The organism is Mycolicibacterium sp. XJ1819, assembly GCF_053483675.1.
This window is the reverse complement of record NZ_JBEFST010000009.1, coordinates 99182-117059: the sequence shown is the minus strand read 5'-3', so window position 1 is coordinate 117059 and position 17878 is coordinate 99182. Positions and strand designations below refer to the sequence as shown.

General features: G+C 68.1%; 17 protein-coding genes. 8 read left to right on the top strand and 9 right to left on the bottom strand.

The genetic code is table 11. The annotated features are described in order from the left end of the window. Positions 1-13: 13 nt before the first annotated feature. Positions 14-1027 carry an Rv2578c family radical SAM protein gene (locus ABQE89_RS11770; protein ID WP_448416600.1) on the bottom strand — a complete coding sequence of 338 codons (1014 nt, stop codon included), beginning with the start codon at positions 1025-1027 and terminating at the stop codon, positions 14-16. A 152-nt stretch (positions 1028-1179) separates the two neighbouring features. Between ABQE89_RS11770 and helR the strand changes: the two genes are divergently transcribed. Further along, complete coding sequence (gene helR / locus ABQE89_RS11765; protein ID WP_448416598.1) at positions 1180-3363, top strand: RNA polymerase recycling motor ATPase HelR; 2184 nt, start codon at positions 1180-1182, stop codon at positions 3361-3363. 6 nt (positions 3364-3369) lie between these two features. On the opposite strand, the gene ABQE89_RS11760 is transcribed toward helR, so the two are convergent. After that, the gene (locus ABQE89_RS11760; protein ID WP_448416596.1) at positions 3370-3795 is read right to left on the bottom strand and encodes an Rv2576c family protein; all 426 of its coding nucleotides are present in this window, start codon (positions 3793-3795) and stop codon (positions 3370-3372) included. Between the two features lie 76 nt (positions 3796-3871). Here ABQE89_RS11760 and ABQE89_RS11755 point away from each other — a divergent pair, with 76 nt between their 5' ends. After that, positions 3872-4399, top strand: coding sequence for a hypothetical protein (locus ABQE89_RS11755; RefSeq protein ID WP_448416594.1), 528 nt, complete (start codon positions 3872-3874; stop codon positions 4397-4399). Between the two features lie 4 nt (positions 4400-4403). Here the strand turns inward: ABQE89_RS11755 and hisS are convergent, their stop codons facing one another. Both hisS and ABQE89_RS11745 read right to left on the bottom strand, forming a co-directional pair. Next, positions 4404-5669: a histidine--tRNA ligase gene (gene hisS / locus ABQE89_RS11750; RefSeq protein WP_448416592.1), complete on the bottom strand. Its 1266-nt coding sequence runs from the start codon at positions 5667-5669 to the stop codon at positions 4404-4406. After that, positions 5666-6355: an MBL fold metallo-hydrolase gene (locus ABQE89_RS11745; RefSeq protein WP_448416590.1), complete on the bottom strand. Its 690-nt coding sequence runs from the start codon at positions 6353-6355 to the stop codon at positions 5666-5668. Before ABQE89_RS11745 ends, hisS begins: the two co-directional genes overlap by 4 nt. Before the next feature lie 101 nt (positions 6356-6456). Between ABQE89_RS11745 and ABQE89_RS11740 the strand changes: the two genes are divergently transcribed. The 6 genes from ABQE89_RS11740 to ehuA all read left to right on the top strand — a co-directional run bounded on the left by ABQE89_RS11740 (position 6457) and on the right by ehuA (position 11526). Next, entirely contained in the window at positions 6457-7332 is an 876-nt protein-coding gene (locus ABQE89_RS11740; protein ID WP_448416588.1) for a peptidylprolyl isomerase, read from the top strand. A 4-nt stretch (positions 7333-7336) separates the two neighbouring features. Next, positions 7337-8323 (top strand): peptidylprolyl isomerase, encoded by a 987-nt coding sequence (locus ABQE89_RS11735; RefSeq protein ID WP_448416586.1) that lies wholly within the window; start codon positions 7337-7339, stop codon positions 8321-8323. Positions 8324-8450: 127 nt separating this feature from the next. Beyond that, on the top strand, positions 8451-9329 hold the full coding sequence (gene ehuB, locus ABQE89_RS11730) for an ectoine/hydroxyectoine ABC transporter substrate-binding protein EhuB (protein WP_448416584.1): 879 nt from the start codon (positions 8451-8453) through the stop codon (positions 9327-9329). A 10-nt stretch (positions 9330-9339) separates the two neighbouring features. Continuing rightward, positions 9340-10104, top strand: coding sequence for an ectoine/hydroxyectoine ABC transporter permease subunit EhuC (gene ehuC / locus ABQE89_RS11725; protein WP_448416582.1), 765 nt, complete (start codon positions 9340-9342; stop codon positions 10102-10104). Continuing rightward, entirely contained in the window at positions 10101-10760 is a 660-nt protein-coding gene (gene ehuD, locus ABQE89_RS11720) for an ectoine/hydroxyectoine ABC transporter permease subunit EhuD (protein WP_448416580.1), read from the top strand. The genes ehuC and ehuD overlap by 4 nt, the downstream gene beginning before the upstream one ends. A 1-nt stretch (position 10761) precedes the next feature. Further along, the gene (gene ehuA / locus ABQE89_RS11715) at positions 10762-11526 is read left to right on the top strand and encodes an ectoine/hydroxyectoine ABC transporter ATP-binding protein EhuA (RefSeq protein ID WP_448416578.1); all 765 of its coding nucleotides are present in this window, start codon (positions 10762-10764) and stop codon (positions 11524-11526) included. A gap of 110 nt (positions 11527-11636) precedes the next feature. Here ehuA and ABQE89_RS11710 read toward each other — a convergent pair whose 3' ends face one another. From ABQE89_RS11710 to secF, 5 genes are all read right to left on the bottom strand, one after another. Then, positions 11637-11927 (bottom strand): DUF4333 domain-containing protein, encoded by a 291-nt coding sequence (locus tag ABQE89_RS11710; RefSeq protein ID WP_448416576.1) that lies wholly within the window; start codon positions 11925-11927, stop codon positions 11637-11639. 53 nt (positions 11928-11980) lie between these two features. After that, a complete protein-coding gene (locus ABQE89_RS11705) occupies positions 11981-14332 on the bottom strand; it encodes a RelA/SpoT family protein (protein ID WP_448416574.1) in 2352 nt (783 codons plus the stop codon). Positions 14333-14405: 73 nt separating this feature from the next. Then, on the bottom strand, positions 14406-14951 hold the full coding sequence (locus ABQE89_RS11700) for an adenine phosphoribosyltransferase (protein ID WP_448416572.1): 546 nt from the start codon (positions 14949-14951) through the stop codon (positions 14406-14408). 8 nt (positions 14952-14959) lie between these two features. Continuing rightward, entirely contained in the window at positions 14960-16597 is a 1638-nt protein-coding gene (locus tag ABQE89_RS11695) for an ABC transporter substrate-binding protein (RefSeq protein ID WP_448416570.1), read from the bottom strand. 8 nt (positions 16598-16605) lie between these two features. Further along, on the bottom strand, positions 16606-17877 hold the full coding sequence (gene secF / locus ABQE89_RS11690; RefSeq protein WP_448416568.1) for a protein translocase subunit SecF: 1272 nt from the start codon (positions 17875-17877) through the stop codon (positions 16606-16608). Position 17878: the final 1 nt, after the last annotated feature.

Genomic DNA, 17878 nt, shown 5'->3' with positions numbered 1-17878 from the left:
GCGCCCCGGCGTATCAGAACAGGGTGGGCTGCAGTTCCCGGGCCGTTGGCGTCGGTGTGGCAGCGGTCCGAAACGTTCGGCGGTCCGGAGCCAGACCGTGTTTGGCGATGAGCGGAGCGACCCTGTCGTGCAACGCTTTCCGATAGTCCGCGGGTAGGTATGCGCCGCGCCGGTACAGCTGGCGGTAGGTGCTGACGAGACCGGGATGCGACCGACTCAACCACGCCATGAACCAACCCCGTGTGGAACCGCGCAGGTGCAGGCCGAACGCGGTCACCCCGGTTGCGCCCGCGGCGGCGATGCGGCCGAGAAGCGCGTCGAGATGTTCCTCGGAATCGGTGAGATGCGGAAGAATCGGAGCGACCATGACATGGCAGTCCAGCCCGGCCTCGCGCACCGCCGAGATCAGCCCGAGACGCGCCTGCGGCGACGGTGTGCCGGGTTCGATGTCGTTGTGCAACTGCGGATCCCCCACCGCCAGCGACACCGCGACACTGACCTCCACGCGCCGCGCGGCCTCGGTGAGCAGCGGTAGGTCGCGGCGCAGCAGGGTGCCCTTGGTCAGAATCGAGAACGGTGTGCCGGAGTCGGTAAGCGCCGCAATGATTCCCGGCATCAGCGCGTAGCGGCCCTCGGCACGCTGATAGGGGTCGGTGTTGGTGCCGAGTGCCACGGTCTCGCGCTGCCATGACGGTCGAAACACCTCGCGTCGCAGCACCTCGGCGACGTTGGTCTTGACCACGACCTGGGTATCGAAGTCCGCTCCGCTGTCGAAGTCGAGGTACTCGTGGGTGGGCCGGGCGAAACAGTAGCGGCAGGCGTGCGAGCACCCGCGGTAGCCGTTGACCGTGTAGCGGAAGGGCAGCATCGCGGCGTTGGGGACCTTGTTGAGCGCGGACTTGCACAGCACCTCGTGGAAGGTCACGCCCTCGAATTGCGGGGTGCGTACGCTGCGCACGAAGCCGATGCGCTGCAGGCCGGGAAGGGCGCCGTCGTCGACGCGAACCCCTTGACCAGCCCACCGCATCCGCCCATTCGAACGGACGTTCGACACAAAGTCAAGACGGCGCGTCTTCTCACTTCACTGTATAACCGCGTGGGGGGCTTGCGGCAAGGCCGGGGTGATGGCTCAAAATCGCTGGCTCAGGCCGAAACTGGGATGGCAGGAAGCGGGGCAAGTTGCCGACACGACCGTACGACGACGAACTGCGATCCGAGCAGCACTACGTCACCGGGCTGTACACGCGGCTGGACGCCGAGCGCGCGCGGGTCAGGGACCGGTACGCCGCGGCGCTGCGCGGCCCCGTCGACGTGCAGGACGGCGCCACGCTGGTGGACCGTGACGCCGAGGTGCGTGCGCTGGCCCGGCAGATGCACCGGCTCAACGTCGCCGACCACGCGCTGTGCTTCGGTCGGCTGGACAGCGTCTACGGCGAGCGTCTCTACATCGGCCGAATCGGCCTGTTCGACGAGGACGACGACTACGCGCCGCTGCTGCTCGACTGGCGGGCACCGGCGGCGCGGGCGTTCTACGTCGCCACCGCCGCGCACCCGGAGAACCTGCGCAGACGACGGCAGTTTCACAGCCGCGGGCGGCTGGTGGTCGACTTCACCGACGAGGACTTCGGGCGGCCGGGCACCGGTGCACACGGAGACGCGGCCCTGCTCGCCGCCGTCAACGCTCCGCGCGGCGACGGGATGCGCGACATCGTCGCGACCATCCAGGCCGAACAGGACGCGATCATCCGTCTCGACCATCCCGGCGTGCTGGTCATCGAGGGCGGTCCGGGCACCGGCAAGACGGTCGTGGCGCTGCACCGCGTCGCCTATCTGCTCTACACCCAACGCGAACGCATCGAACGCCACGGCGTGCTCGTCGTCGGCCCCAACCACGCGTTTCTCGACCACATCGGACGCGTGTTGCCGTCGCTGGGCGAGACCAACGTCGTGTTCATGACCACCGGCGAGTTGCTGCCCGGATTGCACACCACCGTCGAAGACAGTCCCGAGGCCGCGCGGCTCAAGGGCGCGCTGGAGATCCTCGACGTCCTGGCGGCCGCCATCGCCGACCGTCAGCGGCTGCCGGAGACGCCGGTGTCGATCGAGTTGTCCGACGCCACGGTGCGGATCGACGCCGAGACCGCGCAGTGGGCGATCGAGGAGGCGCGTACCAGCGGACTGCCGCACAACGAGGCGCGCGCGGTGTTCACCGAGATCGTCACGTGGGTGCTCACCGAACGCGCGATCGCCAGGATCGGCCGCGGCTGGTTGACCCGAGACGACAGCGAGGCCTGGGAGGCCGTGCGGGCCGACCTGCGCGAGGAGCTCGCAGACAACCAGCCCTTTGCCGCCGCCCTCGACGAGCTGTGGCCGTTGCTGACCCCGCAACGCCTGCTGGCCGAGTTGTACGAGTCACCCGAGCGGCTGCGGGCGGCCGGTGCCGACCCCGCACTGTGGCGGGCGCAGGGGGACGCGTGGACGGTGTCGGATGTGGCGCTGCTCGACGAGCTGGTCGAGCTGCTCGGGCCCGAAGCGCCCACCGACGACGCCGCCGAGCGGGAGAGGAAGGCCGAGGAGGTGTACGCGGCCGGCGTGCTCGACCTCATGGTCGATCGCGAGGATCTGATGGACGACGAGGACCGCCTGCTGGCCCAGGACCTGCTGGAAGCCGAGGATCTGGCCGAGCGCTTTCTCGAGCGCGACACCCGTGAGCTCGCCGAGCGCGCCGCCGCCGACCGGGACTGGACCTATCGGCACGTGGTGGTCGACGAGGCGCAGGAGCTCTCGGCGATGGATTGGCGGCTGCTGATGCGACGCTGCCCGAGCCGGTCGTTCACCGTGGTCGGCGATCTGGCCCAACGCCGCTCGGCGGCGGGTGCGACGTCGTGGGACTCGGTGCTCGAGCCGTACGTGCCAGGGCGCTGGGTCTACCGGCCGCTGTCGGTGAACTACCGGACCCCCGCCGAGATCATGACGGTCGCGGCGGCTCTGCTCGCGGAGTTCGCGCCGGACGCCGCGCCGCCGGAATCGGTCCGGTCATCCGGCGTCCGGCCCTGGGCCCGACGTGTCGGCACCGACGAACTGGCGTCTGCGATCGAGGAATTCGTTCGCGACGAGGCCGAGCGCGACGGCACCAGCGTCGTCATCGGGCCGCCGGGCGTGCCGGGCGCGGTGACCGCCGCCCAGACCAAGGGCCTGGAGTTCGACGCCGTGTTGGTCGTCGATCCCGAGGAGATCCTCGCCGACGGCCCACGGGGTGCCGCCGACCTCTACGTCGCGTTGACCCGCGCCACCCAGCGCCTCGGTGTCCTGCACCGCGGGCCGCTGCCGCAGGTGCTGCGCGGTCTGGTCAGAGCGTCCTGATGCGGGCTACCACTGCCCGAGTTGGCAATGCACGGTGTAGGGGCCGTCGCCCTGCACCGCCACCTCACCGTCGATGGTGATCTCGCAGTGCGGGTTCGGTGAGGCCTGCATGGCGTGCACGCCGGTGCTCGCGGTGACGATAGCCCACTGCGGATCGGCGAGCGTGGTCTCGAAGACCCACGGCGCGCCCGGCGACACGATGATCCGCTCCTTCTTCAGGTAGGCGTACGGATCGTCGTTGTAGGCGTCTTTGCTCGCGGGCTGCGCGGTCAGGTAGTTGACCTCGAAATCGGCGGAGCCCGTTGCCGTGAGCGTGTATCGGACCTGATGTTCGGCCGGTTGTGCGTTCGCGGTCGCTTGACTGACCCCGAAGGCCGCCACCAACAAAGCCGCCCCGGCCGCCGCCCCGACCCTGGTTGTCGCTGTTCGCATGTCCGTCACATCGCCGCACCGTACCGGAACGTTACAAATCACGCAGATCTCGCTGCGGAGATGGCACGCTGCAGGCGTGGACGCATCAACTGGGAGCCAGGTACTGGTCGACACGGGCGGGCTGGTCGTCATCGACGACGGCCGACGCGTACTCGTCATCGACCGCAACACCGGTGGGCTGGCGGTGGGGGCCTTCGTGCTCGGGGTGCTGACGCTGGTCGTCGGTGGCTTCGGGGTGGTGGCCCTGGTGGCGGCGGTTCCGTCGCGCCCGGCGGGCGCGCTGTTCTTCGCCGTGGGTGTGGTTTTCGCCGTCGCCGCGATCGTGGTGCTGCGCAGGATCCGCCACCATCGCGGTCGGCCTCTGCACGAGTGCCGTCCGGTCGCGGTTCTGGACCGCAAGCTCGGGTTGTTCAGTTACCGCGGCGGGGCCGTGGTGCAACTGGATCAGGTGCGGTTCGCGCGCAAATTCCAGATCGGCTCGAGCTCACCCAAACTGGTCGCGCTCACACCCGGCGGCGCCAAAGTGCTCAAGCGCGGCAACCCCTTCGACGGCGGGGTCGGCAACGTCGATCAACTGCTCACTGCGGTGGCGCGGGACGGATAGCTGATCAGGCCCGGTTGAGACGCGAAAGCACCTGGGCGACAACGTCGTCGACGGGCACGTCGACCTGCTCACCCGTCGTCAGATTCTTGACCCCGATGGTGCCCGCCTCGATGTCGCGGTCACCGGCCACCAACGCGATCGAGGCACCCGAACGGTCCGCGGCGCGCATCGCGCCCTTGACGCCACGGTCGCCGTAGGCAAGGTCCACACGCACGCCGGCGGCCCGTAGCCGCGCGGCGAGCACCGCCAGCCGCAGCTTGGCCTGCTCCCCGAGCGGGACCCCGAACACGTCGACGCGGGTGGTGCCGCCGACGGTCTTGCCCTCGGCCTTCAACGCCAACAGCGTGCGGTCGACGCCGAGCCCGAACCCGATGCCGGACAGGTCTTTTCCGCCCAGCTGGCGCATCAGGCCGTCGTAGCGTCCGCCACCTCCGATGCCGGACTGCGCGCCCAGACCGTCGTGTACGAACTCGAATGTGGTCTTGGTGTAGTAGTCCAGTCCCCGCACCATTCGGGGATTGATGACGTAGGGCACGTCGAGGGCGTCCAGATGTGCGAGCACGCTGTCGAAGTGTTGCTTGGCGACATCAGAGAGGTGGTCCAACATCACCGGCGCGTCGGCGGTCATCTGGCGCACCTTGGGCCGCTTGTCGTCGAGCACCCGCAGCGGGTTGATCTGCGCGCGGTGCCGGGTCTCCTCGTCGAGGTCGAGTGTGAACAGGAACTCCTGCAGCAGTTCTCGATACTGCGGGCGGCAGCTGTCGTCGCCCAACGAGGTGATCTCCAGCCGGAAACCGTCGAGGCCCAGCGACCGGAATCCGGCGTCGGCGATGGCGATCACCTCGGCGTCCAGCGCGGGGTCGTCGACGCCGATCGCCTCGACCCCGACCTGCTGCAGCTGGCGGTAACGCCCGGCCTGCGGCCGCTCGTAGCGGAAGAACGGTCCGGCGTAGCACACCTTGACCGGCAGCGGCCCGCGGTCCAGTCCGTGTTCGATGACCGCGCGCATCACCCCGGCGGTGCCCTCCGGGCGCAGCGTCACCGAGCGGTCGCCGCGGTCGGAGAACGTGTACATCTCCTTGGAGACGACGTCGGTGGACTCCCCCACCCCGCGCGCGAACAGCGCGGTGTCCTCGAAGATCGGCAACTCCACGTCGCCGTAGCCGGCACGGCGGGCGGCCGCCAGCAGCCCGTCTCGCACGCCGACGAACTGGGCCGATTCGGGCGGCAGGTAATCCGGGACGCCCTTGGGCGCCTGAAAGTCAGTCACTGGGTCAAGCCTTCGAGGAATGGGTTGTTGCGGCGTTCGAAGCCGACGGTGGTTTTCGGGCCGTGTCCCGGTAGTACCACGGTGTCGTCGTCGAGCACCAACAGTTTTGTCACGATCGAGCCGAGAAGGTCCCGGCCGCTGCCGCCGGGCAGGTCGGTGCGCCCGACCGACTGCCGAAACAGCGTATCGCCGGTGAACACCACCGATTCGGGTCCCGCCCCGACACCCGGCTCGACCCGGAACGCCACCGAGCCGCGGGTGTGCCCGGGGGTGTGGTCGACGGTCACCGTCACCCCGCCCAATTCGATCTTGTCGCCGTCGTTGTCCAGTTCGACGACCTGCCTGGGCTCGCGGAACAGCGCGCCGAACGCGGCCTGGGCCAATTTCCCCAGGCCGGCGGGCCCGAAGTCCTTGATCGGGTCGGTCAGCATGAACCGGTCCTCGGGATGGATATAGGCCGGGCAGCCGTACATGTCGGCCACCTTCTGCGCCGACCAGATGTGGTCGATGTGGCCGTGCGTCAGCAGCACCGCCGCCGGTGTCAGGTGGTTCTCGTCGAGGATGCGCCGTAGCGGGCCCATCGCCCGCTGGCCGGGGTCGACGACGATCGCGTCGGAACCCGCCCGCGGGGCCAGCACGTAGCAGTTGCACGCCAACATGCCCGCCGGGAATCCGGTGATCAACACGGGCTCCAGTGTTCCATCCCTGCTGACGTGGGTCGCAACGCCACACACGGGAACGCCTGGCACACTCGTGACGGACCGATCACACAAGGAGGACATCGGCGGTGCCGACCAACGAACAACGACGGGCGACAGCCCAGCGCAAACTCGAGCGGCAGTTGGAGCGCCGGGCCGACAAGGCGCGCAAGCAGCGCCTCTACGTGATCATCGGCTCCGCGGTGGCCACCGTCGTCGTCATCGCCGCGGTGGTCGCGAGCTTCGTGCTCGCCAGCCGCGACTCCGACGATCAGCCCGCGGCGGCCGCCGACACCCCGCCCACGTCGGCGCAGGCCGCGGCGGGCACCGGTGAGTTGCCCGAGTTCGAGGCACCGCCCAGGCTGGGCGAGAACTGCCAGTATCCGGCGACCGAAGGAAAGGCCAGCAAGCCGAACACGCCGCCGCGCACCGGCAAGGTGCCGACCGACCCCGCCGAGGTCAGCGTCAGCATGGAGACCGATCAGGGCAACATCGGGCTGATGCTGGCCAACGGCAAGTCGCCGTGCACGGTCAACAGCTTCGTCAGCCTGGCCCAGCAGGGGTTCTTCGACGACACCCCGTGCCACCGGCTGACCACCAGCCCGAGTTTGTCGGTGCTGCAGTGCGGGGACCCGACCGGTGCGGGCACCGGCGGGCCGGGTTACCACTTCAGCAACGAGTACCCGACCAACCAGTTCCAGCCTGACGATCCGAAGCTGATGGAACCGGTGCGGTATCCGCGGGGCACCCTGGCGATGGCCAACGCCGGGCCCGACACCAACGGCAGCCAGTTCTTCCTGGTGTACGGGGACTCGCAGTTGCCGCCGCACTACACGGTGTTCGGCACGATCGACGACACCGGATTGGCGACCCTGGACAAGATCGCGGAGGGTGGAGTGGCCGGCGGTGGCCAGGACGGCGCACCGGCGACGGAGGTCAAGGTGACCTCGATCCTGCTCGACTGACGACGTGACCACACCGGCTGTACCGCCGAGCGGGCATCCCCCGCCGTACGGGTATCCGCCGCCGCGGCCCACCAACGCCCTGGCCATCGCGGCGCTGGTGTGCGCGTTCCTGTTCGCCCCGCTGGGCATCGTGTTCGGGCACGTCTCGCTGTCGCAGATCAAGAAGTCCGGCGAGGAGGGCCGCGGGCTGGCCGTGGCGGGGCTGATCATCGGCTATGCGATCACGGCGCTGACCGCGGTGGTGATCGCGATCGCGGTGCTGCTGTTCGTGGTGTTCGCCGGTGGCGTCCAGTCGGCAATGAAGAACCAGGACAACTCGAGTTGGACCGAGTCGAAACGCCCGCTGTCCTACTACCTGCTGCCCGCATTCGACCCACCCGGCGTGCCGGGCGCCAACTGCCAATACCCGGCCACCACCGAACCCGCCGACAAGCCGGTCAAACCCCCGCGCAGCGGCAAGATACCCACCGACCGGCAGCGCATCACCGCGCAGCTGTCGACCAACGAGGGCGACATCGGGCTAACGCTCGACAACCAGAAGTCCCCGTGCACGGTCAACAACTTCGAAAGTCTGGCGCGCCAAGGTTTTTTCGACAACACCACCTGCCACCGGTTGACCACCGAGGAACACCTGGGCGTGCTGCAGTGCGGCGACCCCTCGGGCACCGGCGACGGCGGGCCCGGATACCGGTTCCCCAACGAGTATCCGAGCAACCAGTACAAGTTGACCGACCCGATCCTCAAGTCACCGTCGATGATGTATCCCCGCGGCACGCTGGCGATGGCCAACACCGGGCAGGGCACCAACGGCAGCCAGTTCTTCCTGGTGTACAAGGATTCGATCCTGCCGGCCAGCTACACGGTGTTCGGCACGGTCGACGACGCGGGGCTGGCCACTGTGGACAAGATCGCCGAGGCGGGCGTCGCCGGCGGTGCCGGCGACGGTAAGCCGACGCAGGACCTGACGATCGAGTCCGTCCGCGTCGGCTGAGCAGACGCCGGCGCACCGACCGCAAACCTTTGACCGGCTCGCAAGATCCGCATACGTTCAAGACACTCCGGTTGATACGAATGTGAATGTGGACGCGAAAAGGATGAACATGCCGAGTATTACGCGGTTGGCCCTATTCAGGATCGGAAAGACAGCCGGAGCGCTTCTGCTCAGCGCGCTGGTGGTGCTCGCGGGCTGCTCACGGGTGCCCGAGGGCGGCGAGGGCGGCACGCTGGAGCGAATCAAGGACGCGGGATCGATCAAGGTCGGTATCGCCGGTGAGGTGCCGTACGGCTACACCGCCGACGGCGAGGTGACCGGGGAGGCGCCCGAAGTCGCCAAGGCGGTCTTCCGGGCGATGGGCATCGACAGCGTCGACGCCACCCAGGTCGAGTTCGGCCAACTGATTCCGGCGCTCAACGCCGGCCAGTACGACATGGTGGCCGCGGGCATGGCGATCCTTCCTGCTCGCTGCGACAACGCACAGTTCTCTACCGTCGACTACGTCACCCCGACCGCATTGCTTGTCCCAGCGGGAAATCCGCAGCAGGTCAACAACTTCGATGACATCAAGGCCAAGGGCCTCAAGCTCGCGGTGCTGTCCGGCACGGTGGAGGAGGCCGTCGCCCGTGACCTGGGTATCCCCGCAGGCGATATCCAGCACTACGAGGGCCAGCCGGAGATGCTGCAGGCCCTGTTGGACGGGCGGGCGTACGCCGGCGCCCTCACCGACATCTCGCTGCGCCGGATGGTGGCGGACAATCCCGCCGCACCGTTGGAGGTCACCGAGGGATTTGTGCCGATTGTGAACGACAAGAAGCAGATTCAGGCCGGCGGCTTCGTGTTCCGCAAGGGCGACGATTCATTGGTCGAGCAGTTCAACGCCGAACTGCAGAAACTGCATGACAGCGGCCAGTGGCTGGAAATCGTCCGACCGTTCGGCTTCACCGAGGACAATGTGCCGCCGAACGACCTGACCACCGCGCAGTTGTGCGAGGCCGCCTGAGCCGACGCTGATGTTCGACAACATCGGGCTGTTCGTCGAGACCATCTCCCGCGGGCTGCTCGTCACCGTTGAGGCGACCCTCGGCGGCATCGTGCTCGCCACGGTGCTTTCGTTCGTCTTCGGGCTTGGCCTGCTGTCGGGTTCCCGAATCATCCGGGGCTTCGCCCGCGTCTACGTCGAACTCTGGCGAGGCACCTCCGAGGTGGTCCAGCTGATGTGGATCTACTTCGTGCTGCCGGTCCTGGTGGGCTACCAGATCGTCCCGCTGGCGGCGGGCATCGCCGTGCTGGGGCTCAACCACGGCGCGTACGGCGCCGAGATCGTGCGCGGCGCCATCCAATCCGTGCCGAAGGAGCAGTACGAAGGGTGCATCGCGCTCAACCTCACGCGGACCCAGCGGATGCTGCGGGTGATTCTGCCGCAGGCGCTGGTGGAGATGGTGCCGCCGTTCAACAACCTGTTCATCCAGCTGCTGAAGAGCAGTGCGCTGCTGACCATCATCACCGTCCATGAATTGACCTACCAGGCCCGCGAGGTGCTCATCGACCGGTTCATCTCGCAGGCGGCCACGATCTGGACCATCGTGCTGCTGTTCTATCTGGCACTGGCGATCCTGATCACCTTCGGGATGCGCACGCTGGAGCGTTGGGCCGCCAAGGTCGCCGGCCGCAGACCGCCGCCGCGCCGTGGGCTGTGGACCGTGTTGCGCACAGGCCGAACGAATTTCAGCGCCGGACCGTCAACCACTCGGCGCGCCGCGGAGGGTCGGCGATGATTTGGGACTGGAACTTCGCGTGGGAGGTGCTGCCCAGAATCGTCGTGGACGGCCTGCGCGTCACCGTCGTGGCGACCATCGCAGGTTCGGTGTTGGCCTATGCGCTCGGCCTGGCCCTGGCGCTGCTGCGACGATCGCGAAACACCGTCGTCAGCGCGGTCACCTGGGGGTTCATCGAGTTCGTCCGCAGCACTCCCCTGCTGGTGCAGATCTTCTTTTTCTTCTTCGTGCTGCCCGACATCGGACTCAAATTCGATCCGCTGACCACCGGGATCATCGCGATCGGCCTGCACTACTCGACCTACACCGCTGAGGTGTACCGGGCCGGAATCGAGGCCGTCCCCGCCGAGCAGTGGGAGGCCGCCGTCGCGCTGAATCTTCCGCGCCGGCGCACCTGGACCGCGGTGATCCTGCCGCAGGCCATTCCGCGCGTTCTGCCTGCGCTCGGCAACTACACGATCTCCATGCTCAAGGAGACACCGCTGCTGCTGATGATCGGGGTGCTGGACATCGTCGGCGTGGCCAATCAGGCCGGCTCCCGCGCGTTTCGCTACGTGGAACCGATCACCATCGCCGGCGTGCTGTTCTTGGTGCTGAGCTACTCGGCGTCCCTACTGGTCCGATGGTTGGAGCGACGTGTCCGATACAGCGGCTGAGATGATCCGGTTCGACGACGTCGTCAAACAGTTCGGCGACCACGTGGTTCTCGACGGCCTGAGCTTCTCAGTGCGCCCCGGTGAGTTCGTGGCGTTGATCGGCCCCAGTGGGTCGGGTAAGACCACAATCCTTCGTCTTCTGATGACGCTGGAGACGGTCACCGACGGACGCATCCACGTCGCGGGCGAATGCCTCAGTCACATGGTCCGCGGTGGGCGCGAAGTGCCTGCCGACGAAAAACATCAGCGGCGGGTCCGCAAGCGCATCGGCATGGTGTTCCAGCAGTTCAACCTGTTTCCCAACATGCGGGTGTTGGAGAACCTCACCGAGGCGCCGATCCGCTCACTCGGCCTGAGTCGCGACGAGGCCGAAACCAGGGCGCACGAACTGTTGCGGTTGGTGGGGCTGACCGACAAGGCGACCCAGCGTCCCTACCAGTTGTCCGGAGGCCAACAGCAGCGGGTGGCGATCGCCCGTGCCCTCGCCATGCAACCCGACGTGCTGCTGCTCGACGAGGTCACCTCTGCCCTGGACCCCGAATTGGTGGCCGGAGTGCTCGGTCTGCTCAGGGATATCGCCGCCTCCACCGACATTACGTTTCTGTGCGTCACGCATGAGATGAACTTCGCCCGCGACGTCTCCGACCGGGTGCTGATGTTCGACGACGGTCAGGTCGTGGAGGACGCGCCGCCCGACAAGTTGTTCACCGACCCCGACCATGCGCGCACCCGCTCATTTCTGCGGGCCGTGTTGGAGCGGGGCTGACCGCGGTTCGCGTGCCGCGCCCTCGTGGTGGCGAAGTCGACGTATTGGCGTGATCTACCCGCACTTTGTCGCCCGTTTGTCCGTTTGGGCGTTGGGGGCGTCGGGGAAGGTCAGCGCGGGCGGGTCTGGACGTAGAACTCGACGTCCTCACCCTCGACCTTCTCGACCCGCATGTCCGCGATGTATCGCCTGCCGTCGGGGCCGGTGAAGGTGCATTCGAACGTCGTGCCCTGCTTGGCGTCGACGCCCTCGGGACAGGCGACGTCCTTGGGCGTGAACCCGGTCTGCTGCTTGACCAGATCGACGACCGACCGGGCGGCGCCTTCGGGTCTGATGGTCCCCGCGCAGCCGGCAGTCAGCAACGCAACCGACGCGGCGACGGCCAGCAACACGGTGCGCATCGCAGCAGTATGGCAGAGATAGCAAATCTTTGGAGAAATTTACCCACACGTCATCAGGCGGCGGAGGCCACCCGGTACACGTCGTAGACGCCCTCGACATTGCGCACCACGTTGAGCAAATGGCCCAGATGCTTGGGATCGCCCATCTCAAAGGTGAACCGGCTGATCGCCACGCGGTCATCGGAGGTCGTCACCGACGCGGACAGGATGTTGACCTTCTCGTCGGCGAGCACCCGGGTGACATCCGACAGCAACCGGTGCCGGTCCAGGGCCTCGACCTGGATCGCGACCAGGAACACCGAGGACGGCGACGGCGCCCACTTGACCTCGATGATGCGCTCGGACTGCTCCTGCAGCGAACCCGCGTTCGTACAGTCGGTGCGGTGCACGCTGACCCCACCGCCGCGGGTGACGAACCCCAGGATGTTGTCGCCGGGCACCGGCGTACAGCACTTGGCCAGCTTGGTCAGCACCCCGGGCGCGCCGGGCACCGCCACCCCGACGTCGTCGCTGCTGCGCTGGCGCACCGGCATGGTGGCCGGCGTCGAACGTTCGGCGAGCTCGTCGGTCGCGTCTTCGTCACCGCCGAGCAGCGTCACCAGCCGGTGCACCACGTGGCGGGCCGACACGTGCCCCTCCCCCACGGCGGTGTAGAGCGCCGACACGTCCGCATAGCGCAGGTCGCGGGCCAGCTCGGACATCGACTCGGCGCTCATCAGGCGCTGCAGCGCCAGCCCGCCGCGGCGGACTTCGCGCGCGATGGCGTCCTTACCGGCCTCCAGCGCCTCTTCGCGGCGCTCCTTGGCGAACCACTGCCGGATCTTGGCCTTGGCCCGCGGCGACCCCACGAAGGACTGCCAGTCCCGCGACGGGCCCGCGTTAGGCGCCTTGGACGTGAAAACCTCGACCTGGTCACCGTTTTCGAGCTCACGCTCGAGTGCGACCAGCCGCCCGTTGACGCGTGCGCCGATGCAGCGGTGCCCCACCTCGGTGTGCACCGCATAGGCGAAGTCCACCGGCGTCGAACCCTTCGGCAGCGTGATCAGATCCCCCTTGGGGGTGAACACGAAGATCTCTTGCACCGCAAGGTCGTAGCGCAGCGACTCGAGGAACTCGCCGGGGTCGGCGGCCTCCCGCTGCCAGTCCAGTAGCTGGCGCATCCAGGCCATGTCGTCGATCTCGGCGGCGGCGTGGCTGGGCGGAACTCCGTTGCGGCCCTTGGCTTCCTTGTAGCGCCAATGCGCCGCGATGCCGTATTCGGCGGTCTTGTGCATGTCGGTGGTGCGGATCTGCACCTCCAGCGGCTTGCCCTCCGGGCCCACCACCGTGGTGTGCAGCGACTGGTACACGCCGAAGCGTGGCTGGGCGATGTAGTCCTTGAACCGCCCGGCGATCGGCTGCCACAGCGAATGCACCACGCCCACCGCGGCGTAGCAGTCGCGGACCTCGTCGCACAGGATGCGCACACCGACCAGGTCGTGGATGTCGTCGAAATCGCGGCCCTTGACGATCATCTTCTGGTAGATCGACCAGTAGTGCTTGGGTCGGCCCTCCACCACCGCGTTGATCTTCGACGCCGTCAGGGTCGAGGTGATCTCGGCGCGCACCTTGGCCAGATAGATGTCACGCGACGGCGTTCGGTCGGCGACCAGTCGGACGATCTCCTCGTACTTCTTGGGGTGCAGGATCGCGAACGCTAGATCCTCGAGCTCCCACTTGACCGTCGCCATGCCGAGTCGATGAGCAAGTGGCGCAATGACTTCCAGCGTTTCCCTGGCCTTGCTGGCCTGCTTCTCCGGCGGCAGGAAACGCATGGTGCGCATGTTGTGCAGCCGGTCGGCGACCTTGATCACCAGCACCCGTGGATCGCGTGCCATCGCCAGGATCATCTTGCGGATGGTCTCGCCTTCGGCGGCGGTGCCCAGCGCGACCTTGTCCAGCTTGGTCACCCCGTCGACCAGGTGGGCGACCTCGCTGCCGAAATCCTCGGTGAGCGCCTCGATCAGATACCCGGTGTCCTCGACGGTGTCGTGCAGCAGCGCGGCGATCAGCGTCGTGGTGTCCATCTCGAGTTCGGCCAGGATCTGGGCGACGGCCAGCGGATGGGTGATGTACGGGTCGCCCGAGCGGCGCAACTGGTCGGCGTGGCGCTGCTCGGCGACCTCGTAGGCGCGCTGCAGCAACGCCAGGTTGGCCTTCGGGTAGTACTGCTTGTGCACCGCGACCAGCGGTTCGAGCACCGGGCTGACCGGGCTGCGCTGGGCGGTCATCCGCCGGGCCAGCCGGGCCCGCACCCGCCGCGAGGCGCTGGTCGAGGTCTTCGGGGCGTCCGGCGCCTGGGCCTCGGCGGCGTCCTTGCCCGGCGGCGACTGCACGGCCGGTCCTGCGACGGGATCGTCAGCCATGGTCACCTCCTCGTCCGCCTGGGTTCGCGCGGGCCTGCTCTGAGCGGGGCCGCCCCAGCTTCGAGGATATCGCTCAGACCGTGTGCAGGGACGTCACGGCGAGCGGTGCGACCTGCCCACGGCCGCCCAGGGCGGTCAGTTCCAGCACCACCGCGGCCCCGATCACCGTCGCGTCGCAGGCCGTGAGCAGCCGCGAGGTGGCCGCCAGCGTCCCGCCGGTGGCCAGCACGTCGTCGATGATCATGATCGAGCGCCCGGCGAGCTCGGTGCCGTCGGCCGGTATCTCCAGCGTCGCGGTGCCGTACTCCAGGGCGTAGGTCTGGCGGTGCACCGGCGGCGGCAGCTTGCCGCCCTTGCGCACCGCCAGCACACCGGTGCCGAGCCGGATCGCGGCCGCGGCGCCCAGCAGGAAGCCGCGGGCGTCGATGCCCGCCACCAGGTCGGCGCCCTCGGCGACCTGGGCGAGCGCGTCGGTGACGACGGCCAGTCCGTGCGCGTCGGCCAGCAGCGGGGTGAGGTCCTTGAACTGCACGCCCGGCTCGGGGAAGTCGGGCACTTCGCGCATCAGCGTCGCGATGAGCGCCGAGACGTCCTGACCGGAGCTCGCGGGCCCGTCCAATCCGCACCTCACCGCGACAGCACCCAGCGGTCCATGTTCCAGCCCGCGCCCCACCGGGTCGGGTTGCTGCTGACCGCGTACATCTTGTTGGAGGTCAACACGGTTCGCTGCTGCCGATACAGCGGCAGGGTCGGCATGTCGGCCCACAGGATCGGTGCACCCTCGCCGAGCAGCCGTGCCAACTCCTTGGGGTCCGCGGCCACCGCCATCGCCGCGATGATGTCGTCGATGCGCTTGTTGGAGTAGCGCGGCAGATTGTTGCCGTTGTCGGTGTGCAGCGTGTACGCGTCCATCACCGACGCGCCGGTCGACCCGCTGCCCGCCGAGCCGCCCGTGCTGGCCAGCAACACGTCGATCTCGTTGTTGCGCAGGGTCAGCGGGCCGGTGGTCTCGGTCGCGGCGTCCTGCACGGTGATCCCGGCGGGTTCACACGCCTTCGCGATCGCGCCGACGGTCGCGGCGAGCCGGGCGTTGGGGCTTTGGTAGCCGATCCGCACCGTCAGCGGCCGGCCCTCCAGCGCGGCCCGCGCGGCCTCGGGGTTGGCCGCGGTGAACTGTCCGGCCTCGGCGGCGGCCTCGGAGGCGCTGTAGGCGTCTTCGGCCACCGGGCTGATCCGCGTGTTGGCGATCGGCACCTCGGCGTTGCGGGCGATCACGTCGCGCGGCGTGCAGTGGGCCAGCGCACGCCGAGCCGGTACGGCGGCCATCGGGCCCTGCGGGCTGAAGATGAGCTGCTCGATACCCGCGGACGGGGCCTCGGTGCGGATGAAGTCGTCGGGCGGGGTCAGCGTGCCCGAGGAACCCGTCGCGATGTCGACGACGTCGTACTCACCCTGGTTGACCCGGTCCTGGATGTCGGCGCTGAGCTGATAGACGGTGACCTTGTCGGTGACCGGCTCGGCGCCCCACCACTTGTCGTTGGCCACCAGCACCACGGCGCCGTCCTCGGTCACCGAGTCCAGCTTGTAAGGGCCCGAGGACGGGAACTTCTTGAGGTCCAGATCGGGTTTGAGTTCCCACGTGCTGTTCCACACCTTGGCGATGCGTTCGATCGTCGGGCCGTCGTTCTCCAGCAGAGCGGTGGTGACGTCGACACCGAGCGCGTCGGCGATCACGTGCGAGGGCATCATCGAGGTCGCGGTGAACAACTGCCCGAAGTCGACGAAGCTGCGGTGCTGGACGAACGACACCCGCGCCTTCTTCTCCCCGGGTGTGCAGTCCACCGACGCGATGTCGCTGTAGCCCGCCCGGCTGGCCGCGTCGAAACCCGGGAACCGGCCCGACTGCGACGCCCACGCCAGCACCACGTCGTCGCACGTGATCGGCTTGCCGTCGGAATACACCGCGGCGGCGTTGATCTCGTAGTCGAGCACCAGCGGGGCGCGCCCGACCACCGAAACACTGCCGAAGTCGTGATCGCCCACGATCTGACCCTCGGGCCCGTGGTAGGTGAACCCCGTCAGCACCCTCGCGAACGCCTGGGGGCCACCGGATGCCGCGCCGGCGACGGTATTGGTGTTGTAGGTGCTCAAGATGCCGTCGACGGCGTAGTCGATGCTGCCCGCGGGGCTGCCCGCGCAAGACGTCAGTCCGGCGGTCAGCAGGGCCGCCGCCAAGAGACCACCACCTCGGCTCCAGGACTTCATCGACGCGCCTACCGTCGCCGGCTGTCGCGCTTACCCGAGGGTCGTCCGGTGCGGCCGCCGGTCGGTCGTGTGGGACGGGCGCCGGGTGCGGGCTTGTCGGCAAGCGGTGCGGCGGCGGCCCGCGGAGCGGCAGCGACGGTCTCGGGTTCGTCGGTGTCGGTGTCGGTGTTCTTGGCGCCGGCCGCGTTGCGGCGGTTGAGCACCCGACGCGTGTGGTTGCGGACGACGTCGGTGCGTTCACGAAGCGTCACCAGAAGCGGTGTGGCGAAGTAGATCGACGAGTAGGTGCCGACGATCACACCGACCAACTGCACCAGCGCCAGGTCCATCAGGGTGCCGACACCGAGCAACCACACCGCGACCACCATCAACGCGATGATCGGCAGCACCGAGATCAGGCTGGTGTTGATCGACCGCATAAAGGTCTGGTTGACCGCGAGGTTGGCGTGCTCGGCGAACGTGCGGCGGGTGGTGTGTTCGAAGCCGTGGGTGTTCTCCTCGACCTTGTCGAACACGATCACGGTGTCATACAGCGAGAACCCGAGGATGGTCAGCAGCCCGATCACGGTCGCGGGGGTCACCTCGAACCCGACGATCGAGTACACCCCGGCGGTGACGATGAGGTCGAAGAACAGCGTGGCCATCGCCGCCATCGCCATGTAGCGCTCGTAGCGCACGGTGATGTAGATGGTGGCCAGCACCAGGAACACCACCAGCGCCATCAGCGCCTTCTCGGTGATCTGGCCGCCCCAGGTCTCCGAGACCGCCGAGTCGCTGATCGCCTGCCTGCTCGGCTGCCCGTCCGCGGACAGCGGCTCAAAGGCGTCGAACAGCGCGGTGCGCAGTTCCTCGGTCTCGTCGTTGGTCAGCGTCTCGGACCTGATCTGTACGGTGGCCGATCCGCCGCTGCCGACCACCACCACCGATTCGGGGGTCTTGCCGAGCGTCTCGTTGAACACGTTCTCGACCTGCTGGACCGTGACGGTGCCGGTGGCCGTCGCCGTCGGCATCGACACCTTGGTGCCGCCCTCGAAGTCGATGCCGAAAGTGAAGCCGCGAAAGACCATGCTGGCGATGCAGACCGCGACGATCAGGGCGCTGATCGCGTACCACATTTTGCGCTTGCCCACGACCTCGAATGCACCGGTGCCGGTGTAGAGCCGGACGAAGAAGCCGTGGCGGGGCAGATCCGCTGCCAGCTCCGGCGCCTCCATCGCGGTGGACCTCAGATCCTCCGGGTTGTCGGTCCGCTTGGTGTCTTTGGCGTTCTTGGCGGCCATC